Annotated in this window: 16 protein-coding genes and 1 tRNA gene; 14 read left to right on the top strand and 3 right to left on the bottom strand. The window is 41.7% G+C overall.

Annotated features, from left to right (window positions below):
* Positions 1–89: 89 nt before the first annotated feature.
* Positions 90–548 (bottom strand): Lrp/AsnC family transcriptional regulator, encoded by a 459-nt coding sequence (locus tag EZV76_RS12385; RefSeq protein ID WP_136566879.1) that lies wholly within the window; start codon positions 546–548, stop codon positions 90–92.
* A gap of 153 nt (positions 549–701) precedes the next feature.
* Here EZV76_RS12385 and EZV76_RS12380 point away from each other — a divergent pair, with 153 nt between their 5' ends.
* From EZV76_RS12380 to ribB, 11 genes are all read left to right on the top strand, one after another.
* A complete protein-coding gene (locus tag EZV76_RS12380; RefSeq protein ID WP_136566878.1) occupies positions 702–1,925 on the top strand; it encodes an aminotransferase class I/II-fold pyridoxal phosphate-dependent enzyme in 1,224 nt (407 codons plus the stop codon).
* 68 nt (positions 1,926–1,993) lie between these two features.
* Positions 1,994–3,484 (top strand): Na+/H+ antiporter NhaC, encoded by a 1,491-nt coding sequence (gene nhaC, locus EZV76_RS12375; protein WP_136566877.1) that lies wholly within the window; start codon positions 1,994–1,996, stop codon positions 3,482–3,484.
* 209 nt (positions 3,485–3,693) lie between these two features.
* Positions 3,694–4,338, top strand: coding sequence for a peroxiredoxin (locus EZV76_RS12370; protein WP_116217827.1), 645 nt, complete (start codon positions 3,694–3,696; stop codon positions 4,336–4,338).
* A gap of 5 nt (positions 4,339–4,343) precedes the next feature.
* Positions 4,344–4,658, top strand: coding sequence for a thioredoxin family protein (locus EZV76_RS12365; RefSeq protein WP_136566876.1), 315 nt, complete (start codon positions 4,344–4,346; stop codon positions 4,656–4,658).
* The gene (locus tag EZV76_RS12360; protein WP_136566875.1) at positions 4,639–4,896 is read left to right on the top strand and encodes a DUF6952 family protein; all 258 of its coding nucleotides are present in this window, start codon (positions 4,639–4,641) and stop codon (positions 4,894–4,896) included. The genes EZV76_RS12365 and EZV76_RS12360 overlap by 20 nt, the downstream gene beginning before the upstream one ends.
* A 93-nt stretch (positions 4,897–4,989) precedes the next feature.
* Positions 4,990–5,496, top strand: coding sequence for a thiol peroxidase (tpx, locus tag EZV76_RS12355; protein ID WP_136566874.1), 507 nt, complete (start codon positions 4,990–4,992; stop codon positions 5,494–5,496).
* The gene (locus tag EZV76_RS12350; RefSeq protein ID WP_136566873.1) at positions 5,489–5,854 is read left to right on the top strand and encodes a diacylglycerol kinase; all 366 of its coding nucleotides are present in this window, start codon (positions 5,489–5,491) and stop codon (positions 5,852–5,854) included. Before tpx ends, EZV76_RS12350 begins: the two co-directional genes overlap by 8 nt.
* Positions 5,855–5,917: 63 nt before the next feature.
* Positions 5,918–8,299 carry a DNA translocase FtsK gene (locus EZV76_RS12345; protein WP_136566872.1) on the top strand — a complete coding sequence of 794 codons (2,382 nt, stop codon included), beginning with the start codon at positions 5,918–5,920 and terminating at the stop codon, positions 8,297–8,299.
* Positions 8,300–8,303: 4 nt separating this feature from the next.
* A complete protein-coding gene (gene lolA1, locus EZV76_RS12340) occupies positions 8,304–8,951 on the top strand; it encodes an outer membrane lipoprotein periplasmic chaperone LolA1 (RefSeq protein WP_136566871.1) in 648 nt (215 codons plus the stop codon).
* Positions 8,952–8,954: 3 nt separating this feature from the next.
* Positions 8,955–10,445 carry an LptF/LptG family permease gene (locus EZV76_RS12335; protein WP_136566870.1) on the top strand — a complete coding sequence of 497 codons (1,491 nt, stop codon included), beginning with the start codon at positions 8,955–8,957 and terminating at the stop codon, positions 10,443–10,445.
* On the top strand, positions 10,442–11,578 hold the full coding sequence (ribB, locus tag EZV76_RS12330) for a 3,4-dihydroxy-2-butanone-4-phosphate synthase (RefSeq protein ID WP_136566869.1): 1,137 nt from the start codon (positions 10,442–10,444) through the stop codon (positions 11,576–11,578). Before EZV76_RS12335 ends, ribB begins: the two co-directional genes overlap by 4 nt.
* A 39-nt stretch (positions 11,579–11,617) precedes the next feature.
* Here the strand turns inward: ribB and EZV76_RS12325 are convergent, their stop codons facing one another.
* Positions 11,618–12,811 carry a DegT/DnrJ/EryC1/StrS family aminotransferase gene (locus tag EZV76_RS12325; RefSeq protein ID WP_136566868.1) on the bottom strand — a complete coding sequence of 398 codons (1,194 nt, stop codon included), beginning with the start codon at positions 12,809–12,811 and terminating at the stop codon, positions 11,618–11,620.
* 21 nt (positions 12,812–12,832) lie between these two features.
* Positions 12,833–13,585, bottom strand: a complete 753-nt coding sequence (locus EZV76_RS12320) for a sulfite exporter TauE/SafE family protein (RefSeq protein WP_136566867.1) — start codon at positions 13,583–13,585, stop codon at positions 12,833–12,835.
* A gap of 103 nt (positions 13,586–13,688) precedes the next feature.
* Between EZV76_RS12320 and EZV76_RS12315 the strand changes: the two genes are divergently transcribed.
* The 3 genes from EZV76_RS12315 (at position 13,689) to EZV76_RS12305 (ending at position 15,874) form a co-directional block, all read left to right on the top strand.
* A tRNA-Ser gene (locus EZV76_RS12315) sits at positions 13,689–13,773 on the top strand.
* A 220-nt stretch (positions 13,774–13,993) separates the two neighbouring features.
* A complete protein-coding gene (locus tag EZV76_RS12310) occupies positions 13,994–15,133 on the top strand; it encodes a tyrosine-type recombinase/integrase (RefSeq protein WP_136566866.1) in 1,140 nt (379 codons plus the stop codon).
* A 99-nt stretch (positions 15,134–15,232) separates the two neighbouring features.
* Positions 15,233–15,874: a hypothetical protein gene (locus EZV76_RS12305; RefSeq protein ID WP_136566865.1), complete on the top strand. Its 642-nt coding sequence runs from the start codon at positions 15,233–15,235 to the stop codon at positions 15,872–15,874.
* Positions 15,875–16,075 lie beyond the last annotated feature (201 nt).

Below are 16,075 nucleotides of genomic sequence, written 5' to 3'. Positions count from 1 at the left end.
TGATGGTTGTTCGTTTTTTGATACGCCAAAAATTACACATCCCCCTTTATCCGATAGGCTTTTTTAACACCGATTTAGGTTAAAGTTTGCTAAATATGGACCGATGGACTGTTTTTCACCTCGTTGATAACAAACGAACTCTGCGTATTTCCAATATTGTTGATAGTGGTTAGCTTGGTCAACATGAACTCGCGATAGCTTTTCATATCCCCCACATGGATTTTTAAAATGTAGTCATAGTCTCCCCCTACATGAAAGCATTCGGATACTTCTTCCAACTTAAGGATTTCCCGTTCAAATTTCAATACATTTTCCTTGGTATGCTGTACCAATCGTATCTGGCAGAGCACCATAAAATCGCGCCGTACCTTCTCCTTGTCCACCAAGGCCACATAGTTTGTGATTACCCCATTGCGCTCCAATCTTCTTATGCGTTCATACACTGCTGTTTTGGAAAGTTGTAAGCTATCCGCATATTGTTTTGTGGTTTTCTTGCAGTCTTCCTGAAGCAAGTGTACCAACTGTATATCTGTTGCATCGAGTTCCATCCTGATGAATTTTCTGTTTCCGATTAAATATTACATTAAAAATAGAATATAAATCTTAATTAGGAACTTTATATAGATATAAAATCTAAATAATAACACAAATGTTGACTTAATACCCACATTTGAATACTTTTCACCTAAAATTATCAAACAATGGACTATAAAGCATCGGAACACATCCAAGACCTTCAATATTTTGGTGAATTTGGTGGGGTAAACCCCTCCATATCAGATTCTTCCACCTATACATTTCTTTCCGCAAAGACCATGTTCGACACCTTTGAGGGCAATACTGAAGGTTGCTATCTGTACAGCAGACACTCCTCCCCTTCCAATCTGTATTTGGGTGAGGCCATGGCCCAATTGGAGGGTACGGAATCGGCCAATGTATTTGCCAGTGGAATGGGCGCCATCAGTGCTGTGGTTTTTCAACTTTGCGATACGGATGACCATATTGTTTGCAGTAGGACCATTTACGGAGGCACCTATGCCTTTTTGAAAAACTTTGTGAAGAAGTTCAATATTTCCACATCCTTTATAGATATCACCGATTTGGACATGGTGGAGCAATCCATCACCCCAAAGACCAAAATGATCTATTGCGAAGCCATTAGCAATCCCCTTTTGGAAGTAGCAGACATCGCAGCCCTTTCCAAATTGGCCAAGAAACATGGTATTCCTTTGGTGGTGGACAATACCTTCTCCCCTTTGAACATTAACGCGGCCCAATTGGGTGCGGACATTGTCATACACAGTCTTACCAAGTTCATCAATGGCAGCAGTGATTGCGTTGCCGGCGCCGTTTGTGCTTCAAGCGATTTCTGCCTAAGCCTAAAAGATGTGAACAATGGAGCGGGAATGCTCATGGGAAGTACGTTGGACAGCCTCCGGGCGGCATCCATCCTCAAAAATATGCGTACACTGCATATCCGCATCAAAAAGCACAGTGAAAATGCTTTGTACTTAGCTCAACAATTTGAAAAAGACGGCCTAAAAGTAGTCTATCCTGGATTGGAAAGTCATCCTGGTCACAAGTTGATGAAATCCCAAATGAACCCTGAATATGGTTTTGGCGGGCTGCTCACTTTGGATGTAGGCTCTGTGGATCAAGCGAACGCCCTAATGGAACTTATGCAAACCCAAAAATTGGGTTATTTGGCAGTAAGCCTCGGTTTCTACAAGACCCTCTTCAGTGCATCAGGCAGTTCTACCTCTTCAGAAATTCCCATGGAGGAACAGGAGGCGCTGGGATTGTCGCAAGGACTTATCCGTTTTTCAATTGGATTGGACAACAACATCCACCAGACCTATTTGGCCATGAGGAGCTGTATGGAGAAATTGGGGATTCTAAACCTATCACCATCAGCCATTGATTAAAGGATAAAAAGCGGTTTGGAGAACAAGGTTCAAAATCGTAATATTACCTCTTAACAAACTCAGACCACATGCCAAACAAAGAGGAAAAACCAAAGTACAGACAGGATGAACATATTGTTGAAAATAAGGAACTGACCATTGGGGAAGCCTTGATTCCTGTTTTTGCGCTGGTAGCCATGTTGGCCTATAACGTTTATGTTTTTGGTGATGACGCCCTGAGCGGTTCCAACCAGTTCATCCTTCTTATGGGAGGTGCCATGGCGGCCATTGTGGGTTTTTTCAACAAGGTATCCTACAAACAAATGATTGCCGAAGTGGCCGAGAATGTGCGATCCACTACCGGGGCCCTGCTCATTTTATTGATGGTAGGCGCCCTTTCGGGAACTTGGCTCGTCAGTGGTATTATTCCGGCCATGATCTATTACGGCCTCCAAATATTGAATCCAACCATATTTTTGGCAGCCTGCGTAATTATTTGCGCCATCATTTCCATTGCCACGGGAAGCAGCTGGACTACAGCCGCAACGGTGGGTATTGCCTTGGTGGGCATTGGTGAAGCCTTGGGCATTTCTTTGGGAATGACAGCTGGCGCGGTACTTTCAGGAGCTTATTTTGGAGATAAAATGTCCCCTTTGAGCGACACTACCAACTTGGCCCCTGCCATGGCGGGTGGCCAATTGTTTTCCCACATTCGATATATGGCACTGACCACCGTACCCACTATCACCGTAACCTTATTGGTGTTCATTATTATGGGCTTTACCATTGAAACCGAAGGAGTGGCTGACACAGGAGCTATTCTTGAGACCATTGGAAGTACTTTTAATATTAATGGTTGGTTGTTCTTGGTACCTGTTGTGGTGATTTTTTTAATCGTTAAAAAAGCGCCTCCTCTTTTGGCCTTGTTAATAGGAACTTTATTGGGCGGCGCCTTCGCATTGATTTTTCAGCCGGATATTGTCACCTCCATTAGCGGTAGCGAAAACCTCACCTTTGAATCGGGATACAAAGGCATCTTAAATGCCATCACCGTGGACACTTCCATTGCCACGGACGACCCTGCACTGAACGATTTGTTCTCCTCGGGAGGAATGGCGGGCATGTTGGACACCATTTGGCTCATAGTCTGTGCTATGGTCTTCGGGGGTATCATGGATGGCATAGGTGCCTTGGAGCGCATTACCGAATCCTTGTTGAAAATGGCCAAGACCACATTTGGGCTTTTTGCCAGTACCGTGGGCAGTTGTTTGGCGCTCAATGTAACCGCATCGGACCAATATCTGGCTATTGTGGTCCCCGGAAAAATGTTTTCCAAAGCATATCGGGAACGTGGTCTGGCCCCAGAAAATTTAAGTAGGTCCCTTGAAGATTCAGGAACCGTGACCTCTGTTCTGGTGCCTTGGAACACCTGTGGTGCCTACCATAGCGGCGTATTGGGCGTTGGTGTTATGGAATATGGGATTTATGCGGTCTTCAATTGGTTGAGTCCGTTCATGACCCTATTGTTCGCCGCCTTCAAGATTAAAATCAAAATGTTGACCGAAAAGGCTATGGCATAAAAATTTATGGTCTCATTTTTACCCTAGGGCCATTTCTTTGCGAAATTGCAATTTTTCACCCTTCGTAATTGTTGGATTTTTAAAAATCCTCTTCTTTTTTTAAACCATAAGTTAGGGTTATCCATCCATAGGAAATACTGATTTTTTCCTTGGGGAAAGCCATTTCCCTGCGCTAATTTTGCAGTATAACCTATATAAAAAACACAAGAATGACATTAGTCGGAAGAAAATTTCCAAACATCGAAGTAAATGCCATTGATGAATTGGGCGACACTTTCAAAATCAACATTTTAGAAAAAGCCAAGGCTGAAAAAAAGAAAATTTTGCTTTTCTGGTACCCAAAGGATTTCACCTTTGTTTGCCCAACGGAGCTACACGCTTTTCAACAACATTTGGCCGAATTTGAAAAAAGGAACACTTTGGTGATTGGCGCATCTTGCGATACTGCAGAGGTACACTTTGCTTGGTTGAACACTGCAAAGGACAATGGTGGGATTGAAGGAGTAACTTACCCTATCGTTGCCGATAGCAATAGAAACTTGGCCAAGGCTTTGGGCATTTTGGATATTACCAACGAAGATTATAATGAGGAAACCGATTCTGTTCTTGTTGAAGGAGACAATGTAACCTACAGAGCCACATATTTGATTGATGAGGAAGGTACTGTTTTCCATGAGGGCATCAACCACATGCCCCTTGGTAGAAATGTAAAAGAATTCATCCGTTTGGTGGATGCATTTGCCCATGTACAGGAAAAAGGTGAGGTATGTCCCGCCAACTGGGAAGAAGGTAAGGAAGCCATGAACGCCAACCGTGACGGAGTAGCGGAATATTTGGCTAACCACGTAAACTAAGGGTCATGATCATAGAATTGGAAAAAGATAACCTAAGCGAGCTTGTTGCCAGTAACGAGTCCGTGGTGGTGCAATACTCTGCATCATGGTGTGGAAATTGCAGGATTATGAAGCCCAAGTTCAAAAAAGAGGCTTCCCTTAACCAAAATGTCACTTTTGTGATGGTTGATGCTGAAAAATTCCCGGAGTCACGGAAAATGGCCAATGTGGACAATCTGCCCACCTTTGCCGCCTTTTCCAACGGGACATTGAAAAATCAGGTACAGACCAACAAATATGATGTATTAAAAACTTTGGTCCATGAAGTTGCCCATAATTAAACAGCTGGTCAATTTTGTTGAGGAGCATGATGAAGACTATCTTCTAGAAACTGCAGAAACATTGGAACATATTTGCGATGTTCCCAGTCTAAAAGATGAAGAATTAGACACTATTGGAGAACTCATCTCCAATATCTACGGCGCCTTGGAAGTATCAAATGAGATAAAGAATGGGACACCAAAAAAAGAAGCCTTAAATGCTTTTATGTCCCGAGTGCTGAGTTCCATCGACAAATAAACCTTACTATATTTTCTAGTCAAGAACCTTCCCGTAATGCATTACGGGAAGGTTTTTTTTAAGTATTTTTGAGCCTGAACCAAATATATAGTTATGGCTACAGTCACCTTAAAAGGAAATGAAATAAACACCCTTGGAAACCTTCCTGAGAATGGTTCCCAAGCTCCAGAATTTAAACTGACAAAGAACGACCTCTCCCAGGCTTCCCTATCAGATTATGCAGGCCAAAAAGTGGTCTTGAACATATTCCCAAGTATAGATACAGGCACTTGCGCACAATCGGTTCGCCAATTCAACCAAGAAGCTGCCGAACTGGACAACACCAAGATACTTTGCATCTCCAAAGACCTTCCTTTTGCCCAAACCCGTTTCTGTGGTGCCGAGGGGATTGATAAAGTAGAAACCCTATCCGATTTCAGGGATGGAAATTTTGGAAAATCCTACAATGTAGAGTTTACCGATGGACCATTGCAAGGGCTTTTGTCACGCTCCGTGGTAGTGCTCAACGAAAAGGGACAGGTCATCTATTCCGAGCAAGTTTCCGAAACTGTGGATGAGCCCAATTACAAAGCCGCTCTTGAAGCATTGATGGATGCCTAAAGAATCTTTTTTCAAAAATAGGATCCGTAGTATCGGTTATGCGCTCAAAGGCATGTTCCTGCTTTTGCGTACCGAGGCCAGTATTAAAATACAATTTGTCATTGCTTTGTTGATGACAGCCGCAGGGTTTTATTTTGAAATCTCCGCTTTTGAGTGGATTATGCAACTCTTTGCCATTGGATTGGTCATGGGCATTGAAGGAGTTAATACAGCCATTGAAAAAATAGCGGATTACATTCAACCCGATCAAGACCCAAAAATTGGCTTGATCAAAGATATTTCAGCAGGCGCAGTAATGATTGTATCCATTGTGGCCAGCATCATTGGATTGATTATTTACATCCCCAAGTTTGGGTAAGAACATCCAAGACCTTGTATAGCAGCGTAAATTTGTAAATTAGCCCCATATCAAAAAGGATTAATGGCAAAGAAAAGGACAAAATCAAAATCCAAACCTACCACTGCCAAAAAGAAGGTAACATTAAAGCCCTCAAAGCAAAACAAGATTATCTTCGGCAGTTTGCTTATTGTGCTCAGCATAGCACTTTTCTTCTCGTTCATGTCCTACTATTTCACATGGCAGGAAGATCAGAGCATACTATCCGAGTTTGCCCACAGAAATGCGGAAGCCAGTAATCTTTTGAACAAGTTTGGCGCTAGTGTGAGCCACTTTTTCATGTACCAGGGATTTGGACTGGCTTCGTTCGCCTTCCCCTTATTGCTCGCCGTAACTGGACTTTACTTGTTCTTGGGGTTGAGTGGCAAAGGGTTGATAGGAAAGTGGATTTGGGGTCTAACTGGTATCATATGGATTTCAGTGGCCTTGGGTTTCTTTGCTGCAGAGCAACCCCTTTTGGGAGGGCTTATCGGTTATGAGATGAACGACTTCCTTCAAGATTATACCGGTAAGATTGGAGTCTTCTTGATCTTGATTTTTATGTTGATGGTCATTTTAGTACGACTCTTCAACTTCACGCCTGAAGGAGTTGCCAATTTCTTCCGGTCCCAACGACAAAAAATAAAATCCGATTTTCAAAAGGATGCTCCTCATGTTGAAAATATGGATGAGCTTGATGAACTCAGCGTTCAATTGGAGACAAAGGAAGTAGATGTTGCTCCAGTTGTGGATACTTACACCCATAAAAAAGACATACCTCCACTCCAAAATGAAGCAGGACTGGATGTTAACCTCCCCCAAGAAGAAGAGATAGACATTAGCCTTGAAGTTGAAAAAGTAAAGGAAGAAAAGGAGGAAAAAGACATCAAGGCAGAGAAATTGGTCAAGGATTTTGGGGAATTCGACCCAAAATTGGAATTAGGAAACTACAAATTCCCTCCTTTGGAGCTTCTGGAAGCGCATGGTGCATCTGGCGGAATCACCATCAACCAAGAAGAACTGGAGGAAAACAAAAATCGTATTGTAAGCACCCTAAAGAACTACAAAATTGGAATTGCCCAAATAAAGGCCACTATCGGCCCCACGGTTACCCTCTACGAAATTGTCCCCGAAGCTGGTATTCGTATCTCCAAAATCAAAAATCTTGAGGATGACATTGCCCTATCGTTGGCTGCTTTGGGCATACGTATCATTGCGCCCATTCCAGGAAAGGGAACGGTGGGTATTGAGGTACCCAATAAAAATGCATCCATAGTTTCCATGCGGTCAGTAATTGCCTCCAATAAATTTCAAAAGGCGGAAATGGAACTGCCCATAGCTTTTGGTAAGACCATTAGCAATGAAACCTTTGTGGTAGATTTGGCCAAAATGCCCCACTTGCTTATGGCGGGTGCCACAGGACAGGGTAAATCCGTAGGATTGAATGCTGTGATCACTTCGCTACTCTATAAAAAGCATCCTGCAGAGATCAAATTTGTTTTGGTAGACCCCAAAAAAGTGGAGCTGACCCTCTACAATAAGATTGAACGACATTTTTTGGCCATGCTTCCGGATTCCGAAGAAGCCATTATCACGGACAACACCAAAGTGATCAACACCTTGAACTCGCTCTGTATTGAAATGGACAATCGGTATGAGCTGTTGAAAACTGCAATGGTCCGGAACATTAAAGAATACAATGCCAAGTTCAAGGCCCGTAAGTTGAATCCTAATGATGGACATAAGTTCCTCCCTTATATTGTCTTGGTGATTGACGAGTTTGCAGACCTTATTATGACTGCGGGGAAAGAAGTAGAGACTCCGATTGCCCGTTTGGCGCAGTTGGCAAGGGCCATAGGAATCCATTTGATCATTGCCACCCAACGACCTTCGGTAAACGTAATTACCGGTATCATAAAGGCCAACTTCCCGGCCCGTATTGCTTTTAGGGTGACTTCCAAGATAGACTCCAGAACCATTTTGGATGCACAAGGAGCCGACCAATTGATAGGTCGTGGAGACATGCTTTTCACCCAAGGCAATGATGTGACTCGCTTGCAGTGTGCCTTTGTGGACACCCCTGAAGTTGGAAAAATAACCGAATATATTGGGTCGCAACGTGCCTATCCTGAAGCTCATTTACTGCCAGAATATGTAGGAGAAGACTCTGGCACGGGTATTGATTATGATATTTCGGACAGGGATGCTATGTTCCGTGAGGCGGCCGAAGTGATTGTTACGGCCCAGCAAGGATCAGCCTCCCTCATCCAAAGAAAATTAAAGTTGGGGTACAACAGGGCCGGTAGGATCATTGACCAATTGGAAGCCGCCGGAATTGTAGGTCCCTTTGAAGGAAGTAAAGCACGTCAGGTATTGATTCCGGACATTTACTCATTGGAACAATTTTTGGAAAACGAATCAAAATAACGCTATGATCAAAAAGCATATTCTTTTTATTGGACTATTAACCGTTGCATTTTTCTCCCATGCCCAAAGCTCATCCAAGGCAAAAGCCCTGTTGGATGAGGTATATGATAAAGTGAAGAGTTATGACAATATTTATATTGATTTCACTTCCACCATAGAAAATACAGAAGCAAACCTAAAACAAGAAACGCATGGCAATGTGACTCTAAAGGGCGAAAAATATTTCTTGAATTATTTTGGGGCACAACAATTGTTCGATGGCGACAAAGTCTACACTGTGGTTCCTGAAAACGAAGAAGTTACCATAGAGGATGTGAATGAAGATGCAGACAACGTAAGCCCTTCCAAAATGCTTACTTTTTATAAGACCGGCCACAATTATTCTTGGGACATTCTGCAAAATGCTGGCGGAAGAAAAATTCAGTATGTTAAGCTCACTCCAATTGATTCCAATACCGAGATAAAATCGGTTCTTTTGGGTATAGACACCCAAACCAAGCACATATACAAATTGATTCAAACCGGGAACAACGGTACAAAAACGACCATAACCGTTAATTCTTTCAAAACCAACCAGCCACTTTCAAGTACCCTATTTACCTTTGACGAGAAAAAATACGAGGATAAAGGGTATTACATAACACGAAACTAAGCATTGAAAATACTAGACCAGTATATATTATCGAGGTTTCTCTACAACTTCTTTAGTTCCTTTGTCATCTTGATCGTCATATTCATCTTTCAGGGAATATGGCTCTTCATAGATGATTTGGCGGGAAAAGGTCTAGGGTTTGTAATTATAGCCAAGTTTATTTTTTACTTTATCCCTACCTTGGTAGACAAGGTGCTGCCTTTGACCGTATTGCTCTCCTCCATTCTTACTTTTGGAACCTTTGCCGAAAATTATGAGTTTGCGGCCATGAAGGCTTCCGGCATTTCATTGCAAAGAGGAATGCGAAGCTTGGTCATTTTTGTACTTTTTCTAGGGGTGGTCACCTTCTTTTTTGCCAATAATGTCATCCCAAAATCCGAACAAAAAATATTCAACCTTAGACGGAACATTGCCAAGGTAAAGCCAGCCGCCGCCATTACCGAAGGGGTCTTTAGTGATTTTGAAGGCACAGGGGAGGGTATGAACATTAAGGTAGACCGTAAGTATGGGGACCAAGACCGGTTTTTGGAGAATGTGGTCATCCATAAAAAAACCAATCAAAATGTAAACAATACTGTCATCAAGGCGAAAGGAGGGGAATTGATCAGCAGTGAAGATTCCGATATCATCCAACTGGTTTTGAAAGATGGTAATTACTACGAAGAGTTGGTAAAAGATGACAATAAGGAAAAAAGGAAACAACCCTTTGCAAAAGCCCATTTTGAAACCTATACCATCAACATAGATATTTCCGAACTAAATGATCAAGATTTGGAAGAGGATGGCAACATTACCACGGACAAAATGAAAAACGTGGGCCGTTTGATCAAGGATATTGATTCTTTAGGCACCAACAATCTTGAAAAAGTAGAGGCATTTTCGAAAAACATTGTCAATCGAATGGGCGCCTTTCCCGTAAACCCTCCAGTTGTAGACAGTTTAGAAATCGCATCACAAATACAGGATAAGGCAATTTCCAAGGATTCCATAAAAACAGTGGACGATTTACTGGACGCATTGCAAGAATGGCAGCGTTTGCAAGTAGTGAACAACGCCAAGAACTCCGTAAACAGTATTATGAACACCGTGGTTTCCAAAAAAGAAGAGTTGCAACAACGGTACAAGTTCTACAATGCCCATATATTGTCCCTGCACAAAAAATTTGCACTTGCTTTTTCTTGTATCATTTTATTTTTTGTTGGGGCGCCATTGGGGGCCATTATCCGAAAAGGAGGATTGGGATTACCTATGGTCATTGCCATTGTTCTATTTTTGACCTATTATTTTATTGGGGTCTTCGCTGGCAATTATGCCAAGGAAGGCAATATCCACCCAGCAATCGGAGCTTGGCTCTCTACCTTGATCATGTTGCCCTTGGGCATTTCATTGACCAAAAGAGCCACGGCGGACAGAGGATTGTTTGGTTTTGGACATATTATTGATCGTATTAAGAGCATTTTTAAACGAAAAAGCAACGTTGTTGAAGAGGAATGATTGAGGAAAAACAAATACAATTGAACGCCATAGAGGAAGCCATTGAAGACATTAGGCAAGGAAAGGTCATTATTGTTGTGGATGATGAAGACCGCGAAAATGAAGGTGATTTTGTGGCTGCTGCTGAACTGATCACTCCTGAGACCGTAAATTTTATGGCCACTCATGGCCGAGGGCTTATCTGTGCCCCGCTTACCGAAGGTAAGTGCAAAGATTTGGGCCTCCATAAAATGGTCACCCACAATACAGACCCATTGGAGACCGCCTTTACTGTTTCTGTGGATTTGAGGGGAAATGGAGTCACGACTGGGATTTCCGCTTCGGACAGGGCCAAAACCATCTTGGCATTGACCGATGCAAATACCAAAGCCCATGAATTGGCTCGCCCTGGACATATCTTTCCCCTAATTGCAAAAGAGGGTGGTGTGCTGCGCCGTACAGGACATACCGAAGCCGCTATTGATTTTGCCCGCTTGGCCGGACTGGAACCAGCCGGCGTCATCGTGGAAATCATGAACGAAGACGGTACCATGGCCCGATTACCTCAACTTTTGGAAGTAGCGAAAAAATTTGACCTTAAAATTGTATCCATTGAAGACTTGATTGCCTACAGAATGGAGCATGACAGTCTTATTGAGCTTAAAGAGGCCTTCAATATCAAGACCCGGTTTGGGGAATATCGTTTGCGTGCTTACAAACAGACCACAAACGACCAGGTGCATATTGCCTTGGTTCGAGGTAACTGGAAACATGGCGACCCTGTGCTTACCCGAATCAACTCTACCCTTGTGAACAATGATATTTTGGGCACCCTCACCAACAACCCGGACGAAACCTTGCACAGAATGTTCAACGTTTTGAATGCAGAGGACAAAGGCGCCATGATTTTTATCAATCAAGGAAACCAATCCAAAAATTTATTGGGCCGTTTGGCAGAATTAAAGAAACTTCAGGCGGAAGGTGTCGTCAAAGCTCCCAAGATTGATATGGACACCAAGGATTTTGGTATCGGCGCCCAGATTTTGCACGACCTCAACATTTCAAAGATTCGTTTGCTTTCAAATTCTGAACAGACCCGCCGAGTAGGGATGGTAGGTTACGGATTGGAAATTGTGGAATATGTGAAGTATTAGTTTTTTCTCAAGCTCAAAAATCAATACAAAAATTGTGGGCTATCTGGTTTTCTTAAGTATTTCCACCATTTTTTTGGCCCTTTCCTGTACTTCAGTTTCAGTCCAACTTAATTTAATCAGACAGGAAATGGTCCTGCCTAACCAGTGGTCGGATGCGGAAAAATCAGTTTTGGAATAGTCCGGCAACCCATTTATCACTTCTTGCGGTAGTTTGCCCAACGCTTTCTTTTGGGTAAGGTGTTCCCATTTTCTATAGTAATGCCAGTTGTTATTGTACCAATAGAAGCAAGCGTCAACCCCATTTTCCCCCAAGGCTTTGTGTGCTTTTTGGGCAATCGCTTCCGAAGGAAGGAAGAAACTCAGGAAAGAGTAGTTCTCTTCTCCCTCATCAGGCACCGTTCGAAAGGTAATCTCCGGGACCTGGGACAGGGCTTCCCTTAAAATGGTATAATTTTTCTTCTGAAGAGCGATAAATTCATCCAATCTATTCAGTTGAGCCAGTCCCACGGCAGCGTTCAATTCTGAAATCCGAAAGTTGTATCCCAAGAAAGGATGCTCTTCCGCTCCCCTGTCGTTTCCAATATGGTCGTGCCCATGATCTGAATATTTATGGGCATTTTGGTAATAGGTCTCATTATTGGTTATAACAGCTCCTCCCTCACCACAGGTTATTGTTTTTACATAATCAAAGGAAAAACAGCCCAAATCCCCAATGCTGCCCAAAGGTTTACCTTTATAACTTCCCCCGATAGCTTGACAGGCATCTTCCAAGAGCAAAAGGTCTTGTTGGTCACAAATCTGTTGTAACGCCTCCAAGTTGGCCATGGAGCCGCACATATGTACTGGCATCACCACTTTGGTTTTTGACGTTATGGCTTTTTCCACTGCGGAAGGATCTAACGTCAAGGTATCGTCTATATCCACCAAAACAGGAATGGCACCAAGGGCCAAAATAGATTCAAAACTGGCCACAAAGGTGAACGTGGGCATGATCACCTCGTCTCCTGCCCCTACACCTGCACTGGCCAACGCAACCGTAAGTGCGGCCGTACCACTGCTCAACAGATGTACATGCTTGGACTTCATTTTAGCGGAAAGGGCAGCTTCCAACTCCTTAGCCTTCCAATGTCCGTTACGCATTCCATCGAACCCATAACGCATTAACACCCCAGAATCCAACACATCCTGTACCTGTTTCCGTTCCTTATCTCCAAAAAGTTCAAAACCCGGCATTCTTGTCTTGTTTAAAATTGTTTAAAAAAACCATAATTTAACCGCCATGGCAATGACCACGACCACTAAAAAAGTTTTTATGAATCCATCTCCTTTTTTTACCGAATAACGGCTTGCCACCCATGCTCCTGACCCGTTTCCAATGGCCAAAATAAGTCCCAATTTCCAATTCACCTTATCATTAAAGGCAAAAACGGCCAAAGCGGACAACATGTATATAAAAACCACGGCCACCTTGGTGGCATTGACCCGAACAAGGTTCATTCGGTTTACATAATGCATGAAAAATATCATTAAAAAACCTAGACCTGCGTTGATGAATCCACCGTAAATCCCGAAGAGGAAAAATACAATGAGGCTCAACCAGAGATACTTGCCTTTGAGCCTCTCTTCCATCTCCTCCAAGCGCATTTTGGGTTTGAAAACAATGATAAGCACCACGGCCAACATAACCATGGCCAAGATCCGGTTAAAGGTCTCGCCATTAATGTCAATGGCAATCCAAGCGCCCAATATGGCCCCTAGAAAGGCTGCAACACCCAGATATAGATTGAAAGGGAAAGTGGAAACCCCCTTACTCTTAAATCCTGCTGTGGCCAAAGCCGTTTGGATAACAATGGCAACCCTATTGGTACCGTTTGCCACGGCTGGGGGAAGTCCCAAAAAGATAAGGGTTGGCAAGGACAGTAAGGAACCTCCACCGGCTACGGTATTGATAAAGCCTACGGCAAAACCAACCGCAACCAAAAGCACATAGTGGTACCATTCCATCATGCCAACAAAAGTACTCCCTTAAAATGGGATTCATTGGTACAAAAAATTAAAGTTTATAAACTTTTACAGAACCAAAAAAGCTTTATATATTTGCACCCGCTTAGGAGGAATGGCAGAGTGGTCGAATGCGGCAGTCTTGAAAACTGTTGAGGGTCACACCTCCGGGGGTTCGAATCCCTCTTCCTCCGCAAAAGCCTTTGTAAAGCCCCTGTTTTAGGGGCTTTGTTTTTTTGGTTGACAATCTAGCTGACAGAACTTGCTTTTATATGATAAATATTAAAAGCTAGCCAATAACGAATATTTTCCGCATTTCCCCTGATATTAACCTCAATATCTTTATCTTATCCTCTAGTAATCCCAGCCTCTTCACAATATTGACTTCTTTAGTCATAACTATAATAACTTTTTATGGAGAAGCCTGTTGTTTTATTTTCCAAATCCCATTATAAAGGAAAGGAAATACTGCTCGTTGGATTTACACATAATTCTAAACTGTATGAGTATTTAAGTAAGTATGATGGTATTTTTTGGAGCAAATCTTTAAAATCATTCTACCTACCCTATTCTAGACTAACTACCAATGATCTCTTCCAATACCTTAGAAAAGAAGGCTACTTTATAGATTACTCTGCGCTCAAGTCTAAATTAACATCTGTAAAAAATATACCACTGGGTAAAAAAGTTATGCTTAGTCAGCAAATCGCAGACAAGGACGAATACAAAATAGAAAGCTTTACAAAATGGATGGCTCAAAAGCGATATAGCGAGAATACCATTAACACCTATGAAAGCATGTTACGAATATTCTTCAGATTCCATTTCCCAAAATCAGTAAATGAAATTTCGGATAGCGATGTTTTAAGGTTTAACGTGGATTATATTATGGCTAACAGATTTTCATATACATATCAAAATCAAATGATTAATGCCATTAAACTCTTCTACAGGCAGCAAGGCAATACAACACTAATTCCAGAGAATTTGGAGCGCCCTAAAAGATCTAAAAAATTACCAGAGGTACTTAGCATTGAAGAAGTAAAGTCAATTATTCAAAACACCATCAATCTTAAGCACAAAACCTTGTTAAGCCTTCTTTATTCATGTGGTCTCAGAATTGGTGAGGCTTTAAAGCTTCAAATAAAGGAGATTAATTTTGAACGGAGGTTTATGCATATAAAGTCCGCAAAAGGTTCTAAGGATAGATATGTTCCTATCCCTAAACAGATGATTGATTTATTAATCAACTATCTTGATTCTTATAAACCGTCTGAATTTGTTTTTGAAGGTCAAAATGGCGGAATGTATTCTGCTGTAAGTGCTAGACAGATTCTGAAACGCTCCTTGCGTTTATCGAGTATTTCTAAGCAAATAACCCTACACACATTAAGACATAGCCACGCAACCCATTTATTGGAAAATGGAACAGATTTGAGATTTATTCAGGAACTTCTTGGTCATAACAATCCGAAAACTACAATGATATATACTCACGTAAGCACAACAAGTCTTGATAGAATTAAAAACCCGTTTGATGATTTTGATATTTAATATAAAAAACAACTCCGATCATCGGTTTTATTCCTATTTTGGGTGTATATAGATGTATTTTACATCCATATAAACAAGTTGTGTGCAAGCGAAAAAAAAATGACCGATAAGAAACTAAAATATTACGAAAGAATAAATTCGACTTTTATCGGACGGAAAATAATTGAAGTCTATTATGAAGAGTTGAATTACGAAACTGACTCTGAATATTGGGAATATTCGACCGATATTCACTCTGTAGATATGAATGTTATCTTTCGTTTAGACAATGATGAACTGATTCAAATTAAATGGGATAATGAATTTTACTGTTATGGAATCGGATTTGAAAAACTGACTGAATTAAACAAAAGAGAAGGAATTAAGACAATTTCGCTGACTGAAAATGCGAATTGGAAAAATTTGACCGATAAAACAATTACGGAAATGATTGTTCTTTGGGATGAGAGTTTTAGTCAAGAATTGCACAAAGTAAATGACGAATTTATACCAAAAGGAGAAAATAAGAAAATTACTTTACCCCAAACTTGGCAAATAGCATTCGGAAATCAGAAAATATGGATTTCAGCACTTGAAATCAAAGAAGATGGAACTGACTCATATTGGGCTGACCATTTAACAATTTTATTTACTAATAACGGACAAGAAAAGTATCAACTGATTAAAAACGCCAGCACACAACAATGTATAACCGCAATTACGGCGGATTCGACTACTTCCGAATCCACTCGGAATTGCTAAAGTCTGTGCCAAACCGAAAATTAACGCATATTAACCCGTAACTGACGGTTATACGTATTCCAAGATCAAATCCAAACTTATTTCAACCTTTTTCAAGCAGCGAATTTTTGTAAAACCACGTATGGTGTCCCTCTTTTAACCACAGAGAATGCCCTTGCCAAAAGTTTGTTCCTGACATTGTTCAAAGCAACCATCTTAGGC

The sequence above is a fragment of the Flagellimonas alvinocaridis genome (assembly GCF_004916895.1).
Classification (GTDB): Bacteria; Bacteroidota; Bacteroidia; order Flavobacteriales; family Flavobacteriaceae; genus Flagellimonas; species Flagellimonas alvinocaridis.
This window is presented reverse-complemented; position numbering and strand designations above follow the sequence as displayed.